The sequence below is a fragment of the Aeromicrobium sp. genome (assembly GCF_050700635.1).
In the GTDB taxonomy this organism is placed as follows: Bacteria; Actinomycetota; Actinomycetes; order Propionibacteriales; family Nocardioidaceae; genus Aeromicrobium.
In genome coordinates, this window is the sequence record NZ_JBOHDT010000193.1 from 1 (window position 1) to 16,512 (window position 16,512).

At 69.6% G+C, this 16,512-nt stretch carries 18 protein-coding genes and 1 pseudogene; 5 read left to right on the top strand and 14 right to left on the bottom strand.

Features of this window, described 5'->3' with window-relative positions:
• The 6 genes from ACRDPN_RS15150 to ACRDPN_RS15175 all read right to left on the bottom strand — a co-directional run.
• Positions 1-544, bottom strand: a 544-nt coding sequence (locus ACRDPN_RS15150; protein ID WP_431449515.1) for a uroporphyrinogen-III C-methyltransferase, incomplete at its 3' end; no start/stop codon positions are given.
• A 77-nt stretch (positions 545-621) separates the two neighbouring features.
• Positions 622-1,542 (bottom strand): hydroxymethylbilane synthase, encoded by a 921-nt coding sequence (gene hemC / locus ACRDPN_RS15155; protein ID WP_431449516.1) that lies wholly within the window; start codon positions 1,540-1,542, stop codon positions 622-624.
• Positions 1,539-2,834, bottom strand: a complete 1,296-nt coding sequence (locus ACRDPN_RS15160) for a glutamyl-tRNA reductase (protein WP_431449517.1) — start codon at positions 2,832-2,834, stop codon at positions 1,539-1,541. Before ACRDPN_RS15160 ends, hemC begins: the two co-directional genes overlap by 4 nt.
• The gene (locus tag ACRDPN_RS15165) at positions 2,831-3,541 is read right to left on the bottom strand and encodes a redox-sensing transcriptional repressor Rex (RefSeq protein ID WP_431449518.1); all 711 of its coding nucleotides are present in this window, start codon (positions 3,539-3,541) and stop codon (positions 2,831-2,833) included. Before ACRDPN_RS15165 ends, ACRDPN_RS15160 begins: the two co-directional genes overlap by 4 nt.
• Before the next feature lie 160 nt (positions 3,542-3,701).
• Positions 3,702-3,962: a glutaredoxin family protein gene (locus ACRDPN_RS15170; RefSeq protein ID WP_431449519.1), complete on the bottom strand. Its 261-nt coding sequence runs from the start codon at positions 3,960-3,962 to the stop codon at positions 3,702-3,704.
• Entirely contained in the window at positions 3,959-5,542 is a 1,584-nt protein-coding gene (locus tag ACRDPN_RS15175; protein WP_431449520.1) for a class I adenylate-forming enzyme family protein, read from the bottom strand. The genes ACRDPN_RS15170 and ACRDPN_RS15175 overlap by 4 nt, the downstream gene beginning before the upstream one ends.
• A gap of 63 nt (positions 5,543-5,605) precedes the next feature.
• On the opposite strand from ACRDPN_RS15175, the gene ACRDPN_RS15180 reads away from it, so the two are divergent.
• From ACRDPN_RS15180 to ACRDPN_RS15190, 3 genes are all read left to right on the top strand, one after another.
• Positions 5,606-6,481, top strand: coding sequence for an HAD family hydrolase (locus ACRDPN_RS15180; protein ID WP_431449521.1), 876 nt, complete (start codon positions 5,606-5,608; stop codon positions 6,479-6,481).
• Positions 6,482-6,540: 59 nt separating this feature from the next.
• The gene (locus tag ACRDPN_RS15185; protein WP_431449522.1) at positions 6,541-7,245 is read left to right on the top strand and encodes a sigma-70 family RNA polymerase sigma factor; all 705 of its coding nucleotides are present in this window, start codon (positions 6,541-6,543) and stop codon (positions 7,243-7,245) included.
• An 88-nt stretch (positions 7,246-7,333) separates the two neighbouring features.
• Entirely contained in the window at positions 7,334-8,461 is a 1,128-nt protein-coding gene (locus ACRDPN_RS15190) for a DUF5667 domain-containing protein (protein ID WP_431449531.1), read from the top strand.
• Positions 8,462-8,576: 115 nt separating this feature from the next.
• Here ACRDPN_RS15190 and ACRDPN_RS15195 read toward each other — a convergent pair whose 3' ends face one another.
• The 6 genes from ACRDPN_RS15195 to proC form a co-directional block, all read right to left on the bottom strand.
• On the bottom strand, positions 8,577-9,815 hold the full coding sequence (locus ACRDPN_RS15195; RefSeq protein WP_431449523.1) for a lysophospholipid acyltransferase family protein: 1,239 nt from the start codon (positions 9,813-9,815) through the stop codon (positions 8,577-8,579).
• Positions 9,812-10,795: an NAD-dependent epimerase/dehydratase family protein gene (locus ACRDPN_RS15200; RefSeq protein ID WP_431449524.1), complete on the bottom strand. Its 984-nt coding sequence runs from the start codon at positions 10,793-10,795 to the stop codon at positions 9,812-9,814. The genes ACRDPN_RS15195 and ACRDPN_RS15200 overlap by 4 nt, the downstream gene beginning before the upstream one ends.
• A gap of 4 nt (positions 10,796-10,799) precedes the next feature.
• Entirely contained in the window at positions 10,800-10,901 is a 102-nt protein-coding gene (locus ACRDPN_RS15205; protein ID WP_324131155.1) for a 30S ribosomal protein bS22, read from the bottom strand.
• A 60-nt stretch (positions 10,902-10,961) separates the two neighbouring features.
• Positions 10,962-11,147 carry a helix-turn-helix domain-containing protein gene (locus tag ACRDPN_RS15210; protein ID WP_431449525.1) on the bottom strand — a complete coding sequence of 62 codons (186 nt, stop codon included), beginning with the start codon at positions 11,145-11,147 and terminating at the stop codon, positions 10,962-10,964.
• 157 nt (positions 11,148-11,304) lie between these two features.
• Positions 11,305-12,480: an acetoin utilization protein AcuC gene (locus ACRDPN_RS15215; protein WP_431449526.1), complete on the bottom strand. Its 1,176-nt coding sequence runs from the start codon at positions 12,478-12,480 to the stop codon at positions 11,305-11,307.
• A 10-nt stretch (positions 12,481-12,490) separates the two neighbouring features.
• Positions 12,491-13,309, bottom strand: a complete 819-nt coding sequence (gene proC / locus ACRDPN_RS15220) for a pyrroline-5-carboxylate reductase (RefSeq protein WP_431449527.1) — start codon at positions 13,307-13,309, stop codon at positions 12,491-12,493.
• Positions 13,310-13,343: 34 nt separating this feature from the next.
• On the opposite strand from proC, the gene ACRDPN_RS15225 reads away from it, so the two are divergent.
• Positions 13,344-14,327 carry a bile acid:sodium symporter family protein gene (locus ACRDPN_RS15225; RefSeq protein WP_431449528.1) on the top strand — a complete coding sequence of 328 codons (984 nt, stop codon included), beginning with the start codon at positions 13,344-13,346 and terminating at the stop codon, positions 14,325-14,327.
• A gap of 55 nt (positions 14,328-14,382) precedes the next feature.
• Here the strand turns inward: ACRDPN_RS15225 and ACRDPN_RS15230 are convergent, their stop codons facing one another.
• A complete protein-coding gene (locus tag ACRDPN_RS15230; RefSeq protein ID WP_431449529.1) occupies positions 14,383-15,180 on the bottom strand; it encodes a sugar phosphate isomerase/epimerase family protein in 798 nt (265 codons plus the stop codon).
• 10 nt (positions 15,181-15,190) lie between these two features.
• On the bottom strand, positions 15,191-16,102 hold the full coding sequence (locus ACRDPN_RS15235; RefSeq protein WP_431449530.1) for a Ppx/GppA family phosphatase: 912 nt from the start codon (positions 16,100-16,102) through the stop codon (positions 15,191-15,193).
• A gap of 40 nt (positions 16,103-16,142) precedes the next feature.
• Here ACRDPN_RS15235 and ACRDPN_RS15240 point away from each other — a divergent pair.
• Positions 16,143-16,512, top strand: a pseudogene (locus ACRDPN_RS15240) (hypothetical protein); the annotation flags it as partial.

The following is a 16,512-nucleotide window of genomic DNA, read 5'->3' on the forward strand; positions in this document are numbered from 1 at the left end:
CGGCCTCGACCAGGCCGTCGGCGACCTCGGCGATCCGGCCGACGGCCGAGAGCAGCACGAGCGTGTCGGCAGTGGTGTGGGCGGACCAGTCGATCGTGGAGTCACCGACGCTGACGACCGAGTACTCGCGGTTGGCGCGGTTGGTCAGCGGCACACCGGCGTAGGCGGGAACCGCGGAGACCGAAGAGATGCCGGGCACGATCTCGAAGCCGATGTCGGCCTTCGCGCAGGCGGCGGCCTCCTCCGGACCGGTCGAGTAGGTGAACGGGTCGCCGGAGATCAGCCGCACGACGTGCGCGCCGGCCTTGGCGTGCCGCACGACGAGTCGGGCACGGGCGGCGTGCGTGAGCGTCTCGCCGTCCTCGCCGACGCTTCCGTCGACGATCTCGGCGTCGGTGTTGACGAGCGCGGCGTGCTCGGGCAGCTCGGTGATGACGACGTCGGCCTGGGCGAGCAGCTCGGCCGCACGAACGGTCAGCAGGCTCGCGTCGCCGGGCCCGGCGCCCACGAAGCTGACGTGCCCGAGCGGGACCTTGCGCTTCACGGTTGCCGGTGCTGGACGGGTGGCTGTGGCAGTTGCTGGTGTCACGGTGCTGGATTCCTTCTTTTTCTGCCGGCTGGTCATGAGGTGACGCCCATCAGGGAGGCGGCGCCTTCGGTGAGCATCTCGGCAGCGAGACGCTCACCGACCGCGACGGACTCGCTGGGCGAGCCGGTCGCGGACAGGCGGATGGACGGTGCGCCGCTGGTGTCGGCGACGACTGCGCGCAGCCAGAGCTCGTCGCCATCATCGCCCCAGGCGATTTCGGCAAGCGCTCCGACGGGCGCGCTGCAGCCTGCCTCCAAGGTGGCGAGGAGGCTGCGCTCGGCGGTCACGGCGGCCCGGGTGTCCGGGTCGTCGAGGACGTCGAGAAGGCGAGCGGTCGCGACATCGTCGGCGCGACACTCGCAGGCCAGGGCTCCCTGGCCAGGTGCGGGAAGAACTTGGAGCGGATCGAGGACCTCGGTCGCCTCCGCAGCGCGGCCGAGCCGGACGAGTCCTGCCATCGCCAGGACGACGGCGTCGTAGTCGCCGGAGGCGACGCGACCGAGGCGCGTGTCGACGTTGCCGCGGATGTCGACGATATCGACGCCGAGTCCGAGCGCGTTGATCTGCGCGGCGCGGCGGGGTGAACCCGTGCCGATGCGCGAACCCTGCGGCAGCTCTCCGAGGGTGAGTCCGTCGCGGGCGACCAGCGCGTCGCGAGCGTCCGCACGGACCGGGATGGCCGCGAGCCGCAGCCGCGGATCGGCAGTGGTGGGGAGGTCCTTGAGCGAGTGGACGGCGACGTCGACCTCGCCAGTGGCGACAGCATCACGCAGGGCAGCGACGAACACGCCGATGCCACCGAACGACGCGAGCGGAGCGTCGCTGCGGTCGCCCAGGGTGGAGATGGTGACCAGCTCGACGTCGATGCCGTGCAGCTCGCTGAGCCGGGTCGCGATCAGCTGAGACTGGGTGGTGGCGAGGAGGCTGGCCCTGGTACCGATGCGCAACGTCATGCGTCGTCACCCCCGATCTGGGTGACGGCCTCGACAGCCGCCTGGTCGAGAGCGAACAGGTCGGCGAGCGCGTCGGCGTAGGTGAGACCGGCCGGCCCCTCGACGAGCTGCTGCACCCGCACGGTGGGCGCATGGATGAGCTTGTCGGCCACCCGCTGCAGCGAGCGGCGCACCTGCTCGACCTCGTCCGGTCGGAGCGCCGGCATCCGGGTGAGGATGCGGGTGACCTCGGCGTCGACGACCTCGGTGGCCATGCCGCGGAGGGCGACGACGGTCGGGGTGATGCGGGAGGCCGACTTGACGGCCAGGAAGGTGCGGACCTCGTCCTCGACGATGTCGCGCACCTGCTCGACGTCGGCGGCGAGCTCGGCGTTCTCGGAGCGTTCGCCGAGCACGACGAGGTCGATGACGTTGACGCCGTCGATGAGTGCGGCGGACGGGTCGACGTCGCGCGGAAGGGCGAGGTCGACGAGCGTGAGGGGTCGCCCTGCCGAGGCAGTGGCGATGCGCTGCCGGTCGAACACCACGCCGGCGGCGCCGGTGCAGCTGATGACGACGTCGGTGGCGGCGAGCTCGGCGTCGACGTCGTCCCAGTCGATGGCACGGACGCCGAAGGCGGCGACGAGCTCGAGCGCGCGCTGCACGGTGCGGTTGGCCACGGCGACACGATCGGGTTCGATGCCGCGTTCGATGAGGGTGCGCACGGCGAGGCTCGCCATGGTGCCCGCGCCGGCGACCAGGAACCGAGTAGTGGGCGACTCGACGACTGCGCCGGCGGCGGCGAGCCCGGCCGTGACGGTGGACGGGGCGAGGCGGTCGATACCGGTCTCGGCATGGCCGCGCTTGCCGATGCGGAGGGCCTGCTGGAACAACGCGTTGAGCACCGGGCCGACCGTGGCCTCTGCCTGGGCGCTGTGCAGGGCTTCGCGGACCTGACCGAGGATCTGGCTCTCACCGAGGATCATCGAGTCGAGGCCGGCGGCGACGGCGAAGAGGTGGGCGACGGCGGAGTCGTCGTAGTGCACGTAGACGTGCTGGACGAGCTGGTTGCGGTCGAGCTCCGCGTGCTCGGCGAGCAGGCGCGACACCTCTTCCACCGCGCCGTGGAAGCGCTCGGCCTCCACGTAGATCTCGACCCGGTTGCAGGTGGAGATAACCGCAGCCTCGGTGACTGAGGACGTCTCGAGTGCGCGCTGCGACAGCTTGACCGCGGCGTCGGTGTCGAGCGAGGCACGCTCGAGCAGCTCGATCGGCGCGGACTTGTGGGACATGCCGACGATGAGGACGCTCATGCCGTCACCTCGTCCGCAGTGCCGATCGATTCTGGGCCGTTCGCGGCCTTGCGCTGCTCGTGGTAGGCGAGGATCTGCAGCTCGATGGAGAGGTCGACCTTGCGGACGTCGACGCCCTCGGGAACGGTGACGATCGCCGGCGCGAAGTTGAGGATGCTTGTGACGCCGGCAGCCACCAGGGCATCTGCGACGTCCTGCGCAGCCTCGGCCGGTGTGGCGATGACGGCGATGGCGATGTCGTGCTTCCGCACGATCTTCGTCAGGTCCGTGAGCGGCGCGACCGTGATGCCGCCGACCTTCTTGCCGATGCGCGCCGGAGCGGTGTCGACGAGGGCGGCGATGCGGATACCGCGGGTGCTGAATCCGTCATAGGTGGACAGCGCCGAGCCGAGGTGGCCCACGCCGACGATGACGACGTCCCAGTCCTGGGTCTGACCGAGCTCACGGGCGATCTGGTAGCGCAGGTACTCGACGTCGTAGCCCACGCCACGGGTTCCGTAGGAACCGAGGTAGGAGAGGTCCTTGCGGAGCTTCGCGGGGTTGACGCCGGCCGCGGACGCGAGCTGGTGCGAGGAGCAGACGTCGATGCCCTGGTCCGCCAGCGTCGTCAGCGCTCGCAGGTAGATCGGAAGACGGGCCACGGTGGCGTCAGGGATGCCACGCTCGGCCGCACCGGCGGTGAGCCGGTCGCTGCGAAGTAAGGTCACGGTGCTCCATCGCGACACGGCCTTGGATTGTCCCTGCATTGCAGTGGTCGTCGTGCGGTGTTGCTGGTCTTGGGACTGGCGCGCGGCGCAAGTATCAGTTTAAGAGCTTGTGAACGTGAGAACAAAATCGTCTCAGGTGCTGAGTGGGTCAGATCACACGCTATTTCAGGGCTCGCCTGAGCCGATCGGGATCCACGCGCCAGAAGTCGTGCTGGGCGCCGTCGACGAAGGTCACCGGAACCTGGTCGGTGAAGCGCCGCACCAGGTCGTCGTCACCGCTGATGTCGACGGTCGTCCAGGTGTCGCCGGTCTGGCCGCACACCTCCGCCACCACTTGTTCGGCCACCTCGCACAGGTGACAGGCCGGGCGCGTGTACAGCACGACGCGGGCCGCGTTCGCGTGTTCCGGTGCCGGTGTCATTGGGGTTTGAGGCCGAGGCCGAGGGCGTCGCTGCGCGCGAGCGCCCGCAGTCGCCCCTTGGCCACCTTGCCGGTGGCCGAGTGCGGCAGCCCGCTCACGATCACGATGCGTGCGGGCTGCTTGAAGCGGGCCAGGCGCTCGCGACAGTGCTCTTGCACCGCTGTCCGCACGGCATCCTCCCCGACTCCCTCGCCGGGCACGACGAACGCCAGGACCGCCTCGCCGGTCTGCTCGTCTGGGGTGCCGACGACCGCGACTTCCGCGACCCCGTCGACCTCGCCGATGACGTCCTCGACCTCAAACGGGTAGACGTTGAAACCCGAGACGATGACCAGCTCACGGAGCCGGTCGACGAGCGTCAGGTCGCCGTCGGCGTCGATGAGGCCGACGTCGCCGGTGGGGTACCAGCCGTCCTCCCGAGGGCCGTCGGCGCCGTCGGGCCAGTAACCCGAGAACACGTTGTCGCCCCGGACCCACAGCTCAGCCGGGTCGCCCGCCGAGGCGTCGTGGCCGTGCGAGTCGATGACCCGGACCTCGATGCCGGGCAGCGGACGTCCGACGGAGCCCGGCTTGGGCGCGTCACCCGGTCCGCGCGGAGAGCCGAGCGTCGTCGCGATGACCGGGGCGGTCTCGGTGAGGCCGTACCCCTGCTCGACGTGGTGACCGGACGACTCGAAGAACGTGGCGGCGAGGTCGGGGTCGAGCGTCGAGGCTCCGGACATCACCAGCGAGACTCCGGCGAGCTTCTCGCGGAGGTCGTCGCGCCCGGCCCAGCTGGCGACGATCGGCGGGGCCACCGGGAGGTTGGTGACCCCCTCCGCCTCGATCGAGTCGAGCAGGCCGGACGGATCGAAGCCGTCGACCATCAGCACGCAGGCACCCTGCCGGACGGCCTGCCCCAGCACGGCGTTGAGCCCGTAGATGTGGAACATCGGCAGCAGACCGAGGCACACGTCGTCGCGCGTGACCGGTGGCGGGTCGATGGCGGCCGTCTGCTCGATGTTGGCGATCAGAGCCCGGTGGGTGAGCATGACGCCGCGCGGCCTGCCGCTCGTGCCGGACGTGTAGAGGATGACCGCCAAAGCCTCGGCGTCGCGCGGGGCGGCGGGGTGGACGTCGGGCGCGTTGTCGAGAAAGGTGGAGAATGCGGTCTCGCCCTTGAGCGGCTTGGTTCCATCCACGACCACGGAGCAGTCGGACGGACCATCGCCACCGGCGATCGCTTCGCGGACGGGAAGGGCACCCGCCTCGTCGCACAACACCACCTTGACCTTGGCGTCGTCGAGCATGCGCCCGATCTCGCGCGTGGTGGACCGAGGGTTCACGGGAACGGCGACCATGCCCCCACGCAGGATGCCGAAGTAGGCGATCGGCAGATCGACGCGGTTCGCCATGACGACCGCGACACGCTGCCCCGCGACCAGACCACGACCGGAGAGAGAGCGCGCGATGGCGTCCGCGCAGGAGTCGAGATCGGCCCAGCTCAGCTGGTGCCGCTCGTCCCGGTGCTCAACGAGGGCCGTACCCCCCGGATCCTGCTCGGCCGCCTCGCGAAGAAAGTCGCTGACGTTGACGGTCACGTGCCGAGTCAACCACACGCCCGACCGCCCCAAAGGGAGCGCCTTCCCCGTTACTGTCGGGGCATGCCCAGCACCCCGGCCGGCGACCGCAAGCGCAATCTTCAGTCCCGATCGGTGCTGGCCGGACAGGCCGCCGCGGCGACTGCGGAGGTCGAGCACGCGCTCGCCGCGCAGCCCGATCCGGCGGCTGCGGCCTTCTTCGACGTCGACAACACGATCATGCAGGGCGCGTCGATCTACCACTTCGCGCGCGGGCTGCATCGGCGCAAGTTCTTCACCACCCGCGACATCCTCGGAGCGATCTGGGCGCAGGTGTACTTCCGCGTCGTCGGGGTCGAGGATCCCGAGCACATCGCGAAGGCACGGTCTTCGGCGCTCGCTTTCATCGCCGGCCACCGGGTCAGCGAGCTGGAGGATCTCGGCGTGGAGATCTTCGACGAGCACATGGCCGAACGCATCTGGCCCGGAACCCGTGCGATCGCCCAGCAGCATCTCGACCGCGGCGAGCGGGTGTGGCTGGTGACCGCTGCACCGATCGAGATCGCGAACGTCATCGCGCGACGGCTCGGTCTCACCGGCGCCCTGGGCACGGTCGCCGAGCACGTCGACGGCGTCTACACCGGCAAGCTCGTGGGCGAGATGCTGCACGGCGAAGGCAAGGCGGAAGCCGTCCGATCGATCGCCGAGCGCGAGGATCTCGACCTCGAGCGGTGCTCCGCCTACTCCGACTCGAGCAACGACCTGCCGATGCTGTCCCTCGTCGGCCATCCGTGCGCCGTCAACCCGGACGCCAGGCTCCGCGCCCACGCCAAGGCGAACGGTTGGCGCATCCGCGACTACCGCACCGGCCGCAGGGTCGCGGTGGCCGGCGTGAAGGTCGCCGGTGCCGGAGTCGTGGTGGCTGGAGCCTTGCGGGCGTCCCGGCGGCTCCGGGGTTGACGCGACATGCCCCCCGGATGCGGCTAGACTCACGTCGATCTGGGGAGGGACATCCAGTCATGTGGTCGACGTCTGCGCTTCGCACAGCGCTGGCGCTTGCCCTCGACATCCCTGACGACCGTTCCCTCGCCATCGCCCTGGCCACGACGCACGCCCATTCTGCGCGCACACCGAGCAGCAGTGGGCCGGCCGGGACCGACCCGGACGTCGACCCCGAGTCCGACCGGCTCCGCGCCCTCGTCGATCTCGCGCGAGACGGTGACGCCGAGGCGTTCGGGCAGCTCTACGACCACTACGTGTCAGGCGTGTTCCGCTTCATCTACTACCGCGTCGGCTCGCGCGAGCTGGCCGAGGACCTCACCAGCGAGACGTTCGTTCGCGGCTTGAAGGCCATCCAGCGCTTCACGTGGCAAGGCAAGGACTTCGGCGCGTGGCTCACGACCATCGCCCGCAACCTCATCGCCGACCACTTCAAGTCGAGCCGCTCCCGCCTCGAGATCGTCTCGGACGAGGTCCCGGAGAGCCGCACCCCGGCGAGCAGCCCCGAGGACGACGTCCTCTCGCTCATCTCCAACGAGCTGCTCTTCGAGGCCGTCAACTCCCTGCCGCCGGAGCAGCGCGACTGCATCCTGATGCGTTTCATCCAGGGCATGTCGATCGCCGAGACGGCAGCTGCGCTCCAGCGCAGCGAGGGTGCCATCAAGCAGCTCCAGCTGCGTGCGGTTCGCAGCCTGGCCAAGCGCGTTCCGAGTGATCTGCGATGACACACATCACGGTCCCCGGGCGTAACCTGGCCAGCGCTTTCGTCGTTGATCCCAGTACACCCGCAGCACCGATAGTGAGGACGTGGCGATGATCCGCCGCCGGCACCACGTTGACGCCGAGGCCTTCGAGAAGGCCTGGGAAGGTCGCGCGACCCGCAACGCCGAGATCGCCGACCTCGTCGCGTGCGCCGAGCAGCTGTGCAGGGCCGCCGTCGTCGAGCCCTCCGCCGAGTTCCAGGCCTCCCTGCGCGAACAGCTCATGACCGCGGCGACCACCGTCCTCGTTCCCGCGCCACCGAGGATCCGTGCCCCTCACCGTTCACCGGTTCACGCCCCGTCCTACGCCGTCCGCCGTCGGCTCGCCGGCGCCACCGCAGCGATGGTGGGCGCCGCAGGCTTCGTCGGCATGGTCGGCGCGAGCGCCCAGGCCCTGCCAGGCGAGATGCTCTACCCGGTCAAGCGCGGCGTCGAGAACGTGGAGCTCGCCTTCCAGAACGACGATGTCGCCCGCGGCGAGTTCCGCCTCACCCAGGCCTCCGAGCGCCTGGCCGAGGCTCGCCGCCTCACCGACGACAACTCGCCGCAGTCCCGGGATCAGGTGGCCGGTGCCCTCGACGACTTCACCCAGCAGGCCAAGGACGGTTCCGGATCCCTGTTCCGGTCCTTCAACCAGAGTGGCTCCGAGGCGTCCATCACCACCGTGAACGACTTCTCCGCAGCGGCGGCAGCCGACCTCGCGGTGCTCTCGAGCCGAGTGCCCAGCGACGCCAGCGCATCCTTCCAGGCCGCCGCCGACACCCTCAGCCAGCTCGTCGCCAAGGCTTCGACGCTGTGCGCCAGCTGTGGCTCGGCCGACGTCACCGGCCTCACCGGCGCGATCTCGCCACTCGACGGTGGACCGCCCGCCTCGGACCCAGCCGCCGAGTCGAACGCTGCCCAGCAGGACACCGCTCCCTCGACCACCAAGAACCCCGCGAGCGTGACCGAACCCTTGCCCGGCCTCACGTTCCCCGATCTGATCGGTCAGTCGCCTACCGGTCAGTCGCCTACCGGCCAGTCGACCGGTCAGTCGCCGCCCGGGTCGGCAACCATCAAGAACCCACCCAGCCTCGAGCAGGTCACCGAGCCGACGACCGGTGCCATCCTGGGCGACGAAGAGCAGCCCGGCCTCGTGGGCGGCCTGGTCGAGGGCCTGCTCGGCGGCCAGCAACCGTAACCTCACGGTGGTTGAGTAAGGCGAGGAACGAGCCCTGGGGGCACCTCCCACGGGCGGCTTCGCCGCGACACGCTCAACCTGGCCGGACGCTTCTCGCTGCGCTCGACGGCCCGTCTCAGAAAAACGCGTTGCCACGGTCGACGAGCAAGGCGTACAGCGTCTGCTGGATGGTTTCGCGCACCTGGTCGGTGACGTTGAACAGCAGCATCGGGTCGTCGGCGGCCTCTGGCTCGTAGGCATCGGTACGGATCGGCTCGCCGAACTCGATGATCCACTTGCTCGGCAGCGGGATCATGCCCAGCGGCCCCAGCAACGGGAAGAACGGCGTGATCGGCAGGTACGGCAGCCCGAGCAGACGAGCCAGCGACGGCACGTTGCCGACCAGCGGATAGATCTCCTCGGCGCCGACGATCGAGATCGGCACGATCGGCACCTGCGCACGCATCGCGGATGACACGAAGCCGCCCCGGCCGAATCGCTGCAGCTTGTAGCGCTCGGCGAACGGCTTGCCGATGCCCTTGAACCCCTCCGGCCAGACGGCGGCGAGCTCGCCCGCGAGGAGAAGACGCTCGGCATCGGCGGTGCAGGCCAGCGTGGCGCCGACCTTGCGTGCCATCTGCCCGACGAACGGCAGGGCGAACACGAGGTCGGCGCCCAGCGGACGAATGTTGCGGCCGCTGTACTTCTTGACCGCGTAGCCGGTGATGATGCCGTCGAGGGGCACGGTTCCGGAGTGGTTGGCTACAAGGAGTGCGCCGCCCTCGTCCGGGATGTTCTCGATGCCACGCACCTCGAGCCGGAACCACTTCTCGGCCAGCGGCTCGACGGCGCCGGTGAGGATCTCCGTGATCTGCGGGTCGAAGCCGAACTCGTCGACCTCGAAGTCGCCGCCGAGCCTCTTGCGCAGCGCCGCCATCAAGGCGGCCAGGCGGCCCTCCCAGTCCGAACCGAGCACACGCTGAGCAGCTTGGGCGAGCGCGACGACGACCTCGTCGAGCGGGATGCCGGCCGGCATCGCCCCCGGCCCGGCCGTGCGGGTCTTGCGAGCGGCCTCCTCGGCGGCAGCCGCCGCTGCTGCCGCCGCATCCTCGTCGGTGACGGCCCGCAGACGCGGTGCCTTCGGTGGCTTCGCCGGTTCCGGCGGCTTCTTTGCGTCCGAGGGCGGCTTCTTGGCGGCCGGCTTCTTGGCCGGCTTGGGAGCGTCAGCAGCAGCCTTGGCCGCCTTGGCCTTCGTGACCGGCTTCTTCGCCGGCGCAGCACCGGCCAAGGAACGAGCGGCCGACGACGGCGAGGTGGACCGGTTGCCGCGGCCCGCCTGTCCGCCGGATCCGATGGTGCGGCGTTCGTCGGTCATCGGCTTCCTCCGATGCCGGCCAGCATCCCGGGACGCTGGGTGGCGCGGAACTCCTCGAACGTCTCCTCGGTGGTGTGCTTCGGGTCGAACCCGAAGATGTCGCGGAGTGCGGAGGTGTCGACCGCGCGTCCGTACATGAGCACCCGGTGGAGGTCGGGCGACATCTGACCGCCCATGGTGCGGATGGCGCGCCCGGCCAGCGCGCCGAAGCCGGGAGGCGGCAGCGGGATGACCGGCTTGCCCAGCCTGCGAGCCAGCTGCGAGAGCAGCATCACGCCGTCGCCGGCGACGTTGAACGTGCCCGGACGATCCGCCACGACGGCCTCGGTGAACACCTCGAGCGCGTCGTCGAGGTGGGTGAACTGGATCCTCGGGTCGAAGCCGAGCGCGGACGGCAGCAGCGGGTTCGCGAGGTAGTTGCGCAGTGGGGTCTCGATGTCGGGGTGCAGGATCTGCGCGAGTCGCAGCGTCGTGATGATGACGTCGGGACGACGCCGGGCGAAGCCGCGGACGTAGCTCTCGACCTCGACGGCGTCCTTGGGGAACCCGGAGCGCACGCCGCCCTGGGGAGACGTGGACTCGGTGAACAGGGCCGGGTCGCGGGGCGACGTGCCGTAGACGGCGGTCGAGGAGCCGAGCACCAGCTTGGCCACGTGGGAGGACCGCTGGCAGGCGGCGAGCAGCTGCATCGTGCCGATGACGTTGCGCTCCTTGGCGCCGCCACCGGGGGCGAGATCGGAGGGATTGACGTCCAGGTGCACGACGAGGTCGACGTCCTCGACCGCCATGACCTTGCCGATGACCGGGGTTCGGATGTCGGCGCGCACGAACTTGACGCCGCCGAGATCGCCTTCGGGCAGCCGGGTGTCGATGCCGACGACGCGGTCGATGCCGGAGCCCGCGCCGAGCTCAACGAGGGTACGCGAGACCCGGGCCGCGAACGTGCCGGCGACACCGGTGACGAGTACGACCCGGCCCATGGGGTTACTTGCCGAGTTTGCGGCGCTGCACCCGCGTGCGCTTGAGCATCTTGCGGTGCTTCTTCTTTGACATCCGCTTTCGACGCTTCTTGACTACTGAACCCACAGGTGACCCTTTGACATCGGAGACGGAGGTCCCAGCGTACGTGGTGAGCAGCCAGAAACCTCAGCCGGCCTGGAAGAAGGACTTGGAGAGGTACTCCTGGACGGCTCCCTCGGGCACCCGGAACGATCGGCCGACACGTACGGCCTCAAGCTCTCCGGCATGAACGAGACGGTAGACCGTCATTTTCGATACACGCATCTGAGCCGCCACTTCAGCGACGGTCAGGAAGTTCGGCCCCGATGCCATATCCACCACCTGCTTCCAATGGGGGCACGCGCGCTCTCCGGCTTCCCCACCGGAGAGGAAGCGCGCGTGCTTGAATCGAGCGTAGTGCCTCGTGGGGTTCCAGGGGTACCAGAGTCCAAAGTTGCTCGAATCACGGGACGGAATGCGAAACGGCGTTTCACACCGTGAGATCGATGCCGAGCAGCGGAAACGACTCCGTACGGGTGGCCTGGACACATCGATCGAGCCAGCTCTCTGGGTCGTACCCGAGGTCCCAGTCGCGGAAGCTCGGCGCGCGACCTTCGGTCATGCTCTGCGGGGCGCTGCGGCCGCTCAACCGCTCGACCTCGGCGCGCCATCCGGACGTCGTGGCGGTCTCTGGCTCCACCGGCGAGCCGGCCAGGATGGCGAGCAGGTGCGTCCAGATGCGTGGCACGACGGTCGTGACGGCGTAGCCGCCGCCGCCCGTGACGACCCATCGACCTTCGGTGAGCTCCTCGGCAAGCTCCTCGAGAGCCAGGTACGAGGCCCGCTGACCGTCGATGCTGAGCATGAGGTTGGTGAGCGGGTCGTCCATGTGGGAGTCGCAGCCGTGCTGGGTGACAAGGACGTCCGGCCCGAACGCACGCACGACCGCCGGCACGACCGCGTGGAACGCGCGCAGCCAGCCGGCGTCGGATGTGCCTGGAGGAAGGGCCACGTTGACGGACGTGCCCTCCGCACCAGGGCCGCCGGTCTCGGAGGCGAAGCCGGTGCCGGGGAACAGGGTCTGCGGCCCCTCGTGGATCGAGACCGTGAGCACACGCGGGTCGTCGTAGAAGATCGCCTGGACACCGTCGCCGTGATGGGCGTCGACGTCAACGTAGGCGACTCGCTCGGCGCCGTGGTCGAGCAGCCACTGGACGGCCAGAGCGACATCGTTGTAGATGCAGAACCCGCTGGCCGTGCCGGGCATCGCGTGGTGAAGGCCGCCGGCGATGTTGGCAGCGCGCTTCGCCTCGCCGGTCCAGACCCGACGGGCCGCCTCGACGCTGGCGCCGGCGATGAGCGCGCTCGCCTCGTGCATGCCGGCGAACACCGGGTTGTCAGAGGTGCCGAGCCCGACGGACGGGTCGGCCGCCGTGGCGTCGGCGCTCAGTTCCTGGACGCGCTCGACGTACTCGTCGGTGTGCACGGCGCACAGGGCGTCGACGGTGCACGGATCGGCGCCCACGACGTCGAGGAGGTCGATCACGCCGAGCTCTCGGGCCAGCTGCATCGTGAGCTCGACCCGCACCGGAGCCATCGGATGCGCCTGCCCGAAGTTGTAGCTGGTGAGCCGGTCGTCGAAGACGAGACTGGAGCGGTCGGACATATGCGTGAGCCTAACCCTGCTCGTCCGTGGGAGCCGAGAGCTCGGCTGACCGCCGGGCCGCGGCCAGCACGCCGGCCACGAGTCCGTCGCGGACGCCACGCTCGTCGAACGTCTCGATGGCAGCGGCCGTGGTGCCGTTCGGCGAGGTGACGCGGCGTCGCAGCTCGGTGGCGTCGTCGTCGGACGTCGCGAGCAGTTTGGCCGCACCGACCAGCGTCTGGGTAGCGAGGGTGCGGGCCGTGTCGGCCTCGAGTCCTGCCTGCACGCCGCCGTCGATCATCGCCTCGGCGAGGTAGAAGACGTAGGCCGGTCCGGAACCGGAGACGGCCGTGACGGCGTCCTGTCCAGCCTCGTCGACGACAGCGACCTTGCCGCCGGTGGACAGCAGCTCCCGCACTTGCTGCAACCGTTCGTCGGTGCATGACGAGCCGGGTGAGATGCCGAACATTCCCTCGCCGACCAGGGCCGGCGTGTTGGGCATGGCCCTCACGACGGCGATGCCGTCGGGCAACGCGTCCTCGACCGTCGCGATCCGGATGCCGGCAGCGAGCGAGACGACGGTGGCGTCGGGATCGACTGCGGTGGCTATCTCCTCGAGCACGGCCGGAACGTCCTGCGGCTTGACGACGATGAGCACGACATCCGCGCCGTCAACGGCCTCGGTGTTGCCGGTGACGTCGACTCGGTGCCGTTCGCGCAGCTGGTCGGCCCGCTCCTCGAGCTTCTCGCTGACGACGAGATCTGCGGTGGCATGGCCGGCGGCGAGAAGGGCCGAGAGCAGGGTCTCGCCCATGACGCCGCCACCGAGGATCGCGATCCGAGTCGACATGCGGGCCACCATAGCCACCCCATAACGTCAAGGAGTGCGCCGCCTGCGGATCGATCCCTTCATCGTCGCCCTGGTCGTGGCCGCGCTGCTGGCGTCATTCCTTCCTGCGACCGCAGCCGTCATCGACGTCCTGAAGATCGTCTCGCTGGTGGCGATCGGGTCGCTGTTCTTCCTCTACGGCACGCGCCTGTCCATGCGAGAGACCCTGCTCAGCGTCCGTCACTGGCGCCTGCACACCGTCATCCTCGTCACGACGTTCGTCGCCTTCCCGCTCGCTGGTCTCTCCGCCCAGCTGCTGGAACCGGCGATCCTCACGCCCGCACTCGCTGCCGGCGTGCTGCTGCTCTGCCTGTTACCCACCACCGTGCTGGCGAACATCATCTACACCCGGAGCGCCGGCGGCAACGTCGCCGGGGCCGTCGTGACCGCGTCGCTGTCCAACCTCATCGGCGTCTTCCTGACCCCGGCCCTGGCGGCGCTGCTGATGTCGGCGGACGCCGACGTCGACACCGGCTCGGTGCTGCGCATCGTGCTGCTCCTGTTCGTGCCGCTCGTCGTCGGCCAGGTGCTGCGCCCGGTCATCGGACGTTGGGTCTTGCGGCAGGACAGACGGCTCCGGCGCTTCGAGCGCGGCAGCATCGTGTTCGTCGTGTACGTGGCGTTCAGCCAGGGCGCGAACGCCGGGATCTGGACGACCCTCTCGGTCTGGTCGGTGCTCGCACTCGTGGCCGTGTGCGTGGTGCTGTTGGTCACCGCGTTCGGCTGGATGTGGGGCCTGGGCCGGGTCCTCAGATTCTCCCGTCCCGACCGAGTCGCGATGCTGTTCTGCGGCTCGAACAAGAGCCTCGCCAGCGGGCTGCCGCTCGCGACCGTGCTGTTCCCGGGCGACACGCTCGCACTGCTCCTGCTGCCGCTCATGCTCTACCACCAGCTGCAGATCGTCGCCGGCGCGTTCCTCGCCACCCGACTAGCCCGCGGGGGCGGTGAGTCAGCGTCCATCGAACCCGGAGGGCGGTGACCCTGCGTCCACCGAAGGCACCCGCGTGGACGCCAGGTCACCGCTGCGCGAGCGCTCAGCGGGAGGCGTGGAGGCGAGCGAACGCCAGCGACTCGAGCAGATCGGCCTCGCGCGCCTGCTGGTCGGTGGTCTTGCGGGTGTTGATCTCGATGACGATCTCGCCGTCGAAGTCGGAGGCCGACAGGTGCTCGAGGAGACTCTGCGCGGGCTGCGCGCCCCGTCCCGGGACGAGGTGCTCATCCTTCGGCGAGCCCGACCCGTCCGTCAGGTGCACGTGGGTGAGCCGGTGGCCGAGGGCCATGGCCATCTGCAGGGCGTCCTCGCCGGCAGTGGCGCTGTGCGAGAGGTCGAGCGTCACGTGTTCGTAGACCTCCTGCACCGGGTCCCAACCGGGCGCGTACGCCTGGAACTCGCGCTTGCCCGTGCGCCAGGGGTACATGTTCTCGACGGCGATCGTGATGCCGTACTGCTTCTCGAGGTCGCCCACGCCCTCGACGAACCCGCGCGAGTACTCACGCTGCCAGCGGAACGGTGGGTGCACGACGACGACCTCGGCGCCGACCTCCAGCGCCATCTCTGCACTGCGGTGCAGCTTGCCCCAGGGGTCAGTGCCCCAGACGTGCTGAGTCAGCAGCAGGCACGGAGCGTGCACCGACACGATCGGCACCTCATGGAACTCGCTGAGCGACCTGACCGCCTCGACGTCCCCGCTGACTTCGTCGACGCTGACCATGACCTCGACCCCGTCATAGCCCAGTCGCGCAGCCGCCTCGAACCCGCTCGCCGTGGATCCCGGGTACACCGAGGACGTCGAGAGGGACACCCGCAGCTCCCCTGCGGACTGGTCGGACACAAGGTCCAGACTAGAGATGGTCGAGGTGCTGGAGGAGGACGCCCTCGCGCAACGCCCATGGACAGATCTCGAGGTCGTCGAGCCCGAACAGGTCCATCGTGGCCTCCGCCACGACGGCCCCGGCCCTGATCTGGTGAGCACGATCCGTCGAGACGCCTGGAAGCTCGGCGATCTCGTCTTCGCCCATGACGGCGAGCTGGTCGATGAGTCCGTGGAGATCCGCGCCCGCCAGCTCGCGCTTGACGAACTGTCCTTCGTCGGACGGCGCGGCTCCGCAGATGCGAGCGAGGGATCGGAACGTCTTGCTGGTCGCGACGGCGTGGTCGAACCCGCCGCCCCGCAGGATCGCCCCGGCGTCGTCGGCGATCACGGACCGCACGTGCCGACGCAGGTCCTCGTTGGAACGTCCAGCCGCCAGCCACTCGCGGGTTAGCCGGCCGGCGCCGAGCGGCATCGACTGCGCGACTTCGGGCTTCTCATCGGTTCCCACAGCGATCTCGAGAGAGCCGCCGCCGATGTCGAACACACCGAGGCGTCCGGACGACCAGCCGAACCAGCGCCGGACGGCGAGGAACGTCAACCGGGCCTCGTCGTCGCCGGGCATGACTTGGATGTCGACGTCGCTGGCTTCTCGGACCGCGGTGAGGATGTCGTCGGCGTTCACGGCGTCGCGGACCGCCGACGTGGCGAACGCGATCACCTTCGAGCAGCCGTTGTCTTCCGCCTCGGCGCGCGCCTCGACCACGTACTTGACCAGCCGGGAGATGCCTTCGGCATCGACGGCGCCGTCGTCGTCGAGGTGCTCGGAGAGACGCAGCGACTCCTTGAACGAGTGCGCCGGAATCGGCGGGCCGCCACGGTATGCGTCGACGATCAGCAGGTGGCCGGTGTTGGACCCGATGTCGAGGACGCCCATGCGCATGCCCTCATTCTTCCGCACAAGAACGACGTAGGCTGGACGGATGCCCGAGGTCGATCTGGGATTTCCCCGTCAGTGGGTCGAGTTCCCCAACCCCAGCGACGCCAGTGAGGTGTTCCGCTGCGACCTGACCTGGCTGACCTCGCGCTACACCTGCATCTTCGGACGCGGCTGCGCCGGCATCTACGCCGACGCCCCCGACACCGGTTGCTGCACTCTCGGAGCCCACTTCTCCGACGCCGACGACCAGCGCCGCGTCGCGGCGCACGTGAAGGAGCTGACGCCGGACCTCTGGCAGTTCCACCCCGGCCGGGCCGTGCGCAAGCGCGACTGGATCGAGAAGGACGACGAGGGCGAGCTCAAGACCCGCACCGTCGACGGCGCCTGCATCTTCCACAACTCCCGCGACTTCA

What these genes read in the sequence shown, in the direction of transcription:
- hemC (WP_431449516.1), bottom strand. Translation starts at nt 1,542, where the DNA reads ATGACGTTGCGCATCGGTACCAGGGCCAGCCTCCTCGCCACCACCCAG.
- ACRDPN_RS15160 (WP_431449517.1), bottom strand. Translation starts at nt 2,834, where the DNA reads ATGAGCGTCCTCATCGTCGGCATGTCCCACAAGTCCGCGCCGATCGAG.
- ACRDPN_RS15170 (WP_431449519.1), bottom strand. Translation starts at nt 3,962, where the DNA reads ATGACACCGGCACCGGAACACGCGAACGCGGCCCGCGTCGTGCTGTAC.
- ACRDPN_RS15180 (WP_431449521.1), top strand. Translation starts at nt 5,606, where the DNA reads ATGCCCAGCACCCCGGCCGGCGACCGCAAGCGCAATCTTCAGTCCCGA.
- ACRDPN_RS15185 (WP_431449522.1), top strand. Translation starts at nt 6,541, where the DNA reads ATGTGGTCGACGTCTGCGCTTCGCACAGCGCTGGCGCTTGCCCTCGAC.
- ACRDPN_RS15190 (WP_431449531.1), top strand. Translation starts at nt 7,334, where the DNA reads ATGATCCGCCGCCGGCACCACGTTGACGCCGAGGCCTTCGAGAAGGCC.
- ACRDPN_RS15195 (WP_431449523.1), bottom strand. Translation starts at nt 9,815, where the DNA reads ATGACCGACGAACGCCGCACCATCGGATCCGGCGGACAGGCGGGCCGC.
- ACRDPN_RS15200 (WP_431449524.1), bottom strand. Translation starts at nt 10,795, where the DNA reads ATGGGCCGGGTCGTACTCGTCACCGGTGTCGCCGGCACGTTCGCGGCC.
- ACRDPN_RS15210 (WP_431449525.1), bottom strand. Translation starts at nt 11,147, where the DNA reads ATGGCATCGGGGCCGAACTTCCTGACCGTCGCTGAAGTGGCGGCTCAG.
- ACRDPN_RS15215 (WP_431449526.1), bottom strand. Translation starts at nt 12,480, where the DNA reads ATGTCCGACCGCTCCAGTCTCGTCTTCGACGACCGGCTCACCAGCTAC.
- proC (WP_431449527.1), bottom strand. Translation starts at nt 13,309, where the DNA reads ATGTCGACTCGGATCGCGATCCTCGGTGGCGGCGTCATGGGCGAGACC.
- ACRDPN_RS15235 (WP_431449530.1), bottom strand. Translation starts at nt 16,102, where the DNA reads ATGCGCATGGGCGTCCTCGACATCGGGTCCAACACCGGCCACCTGCTG.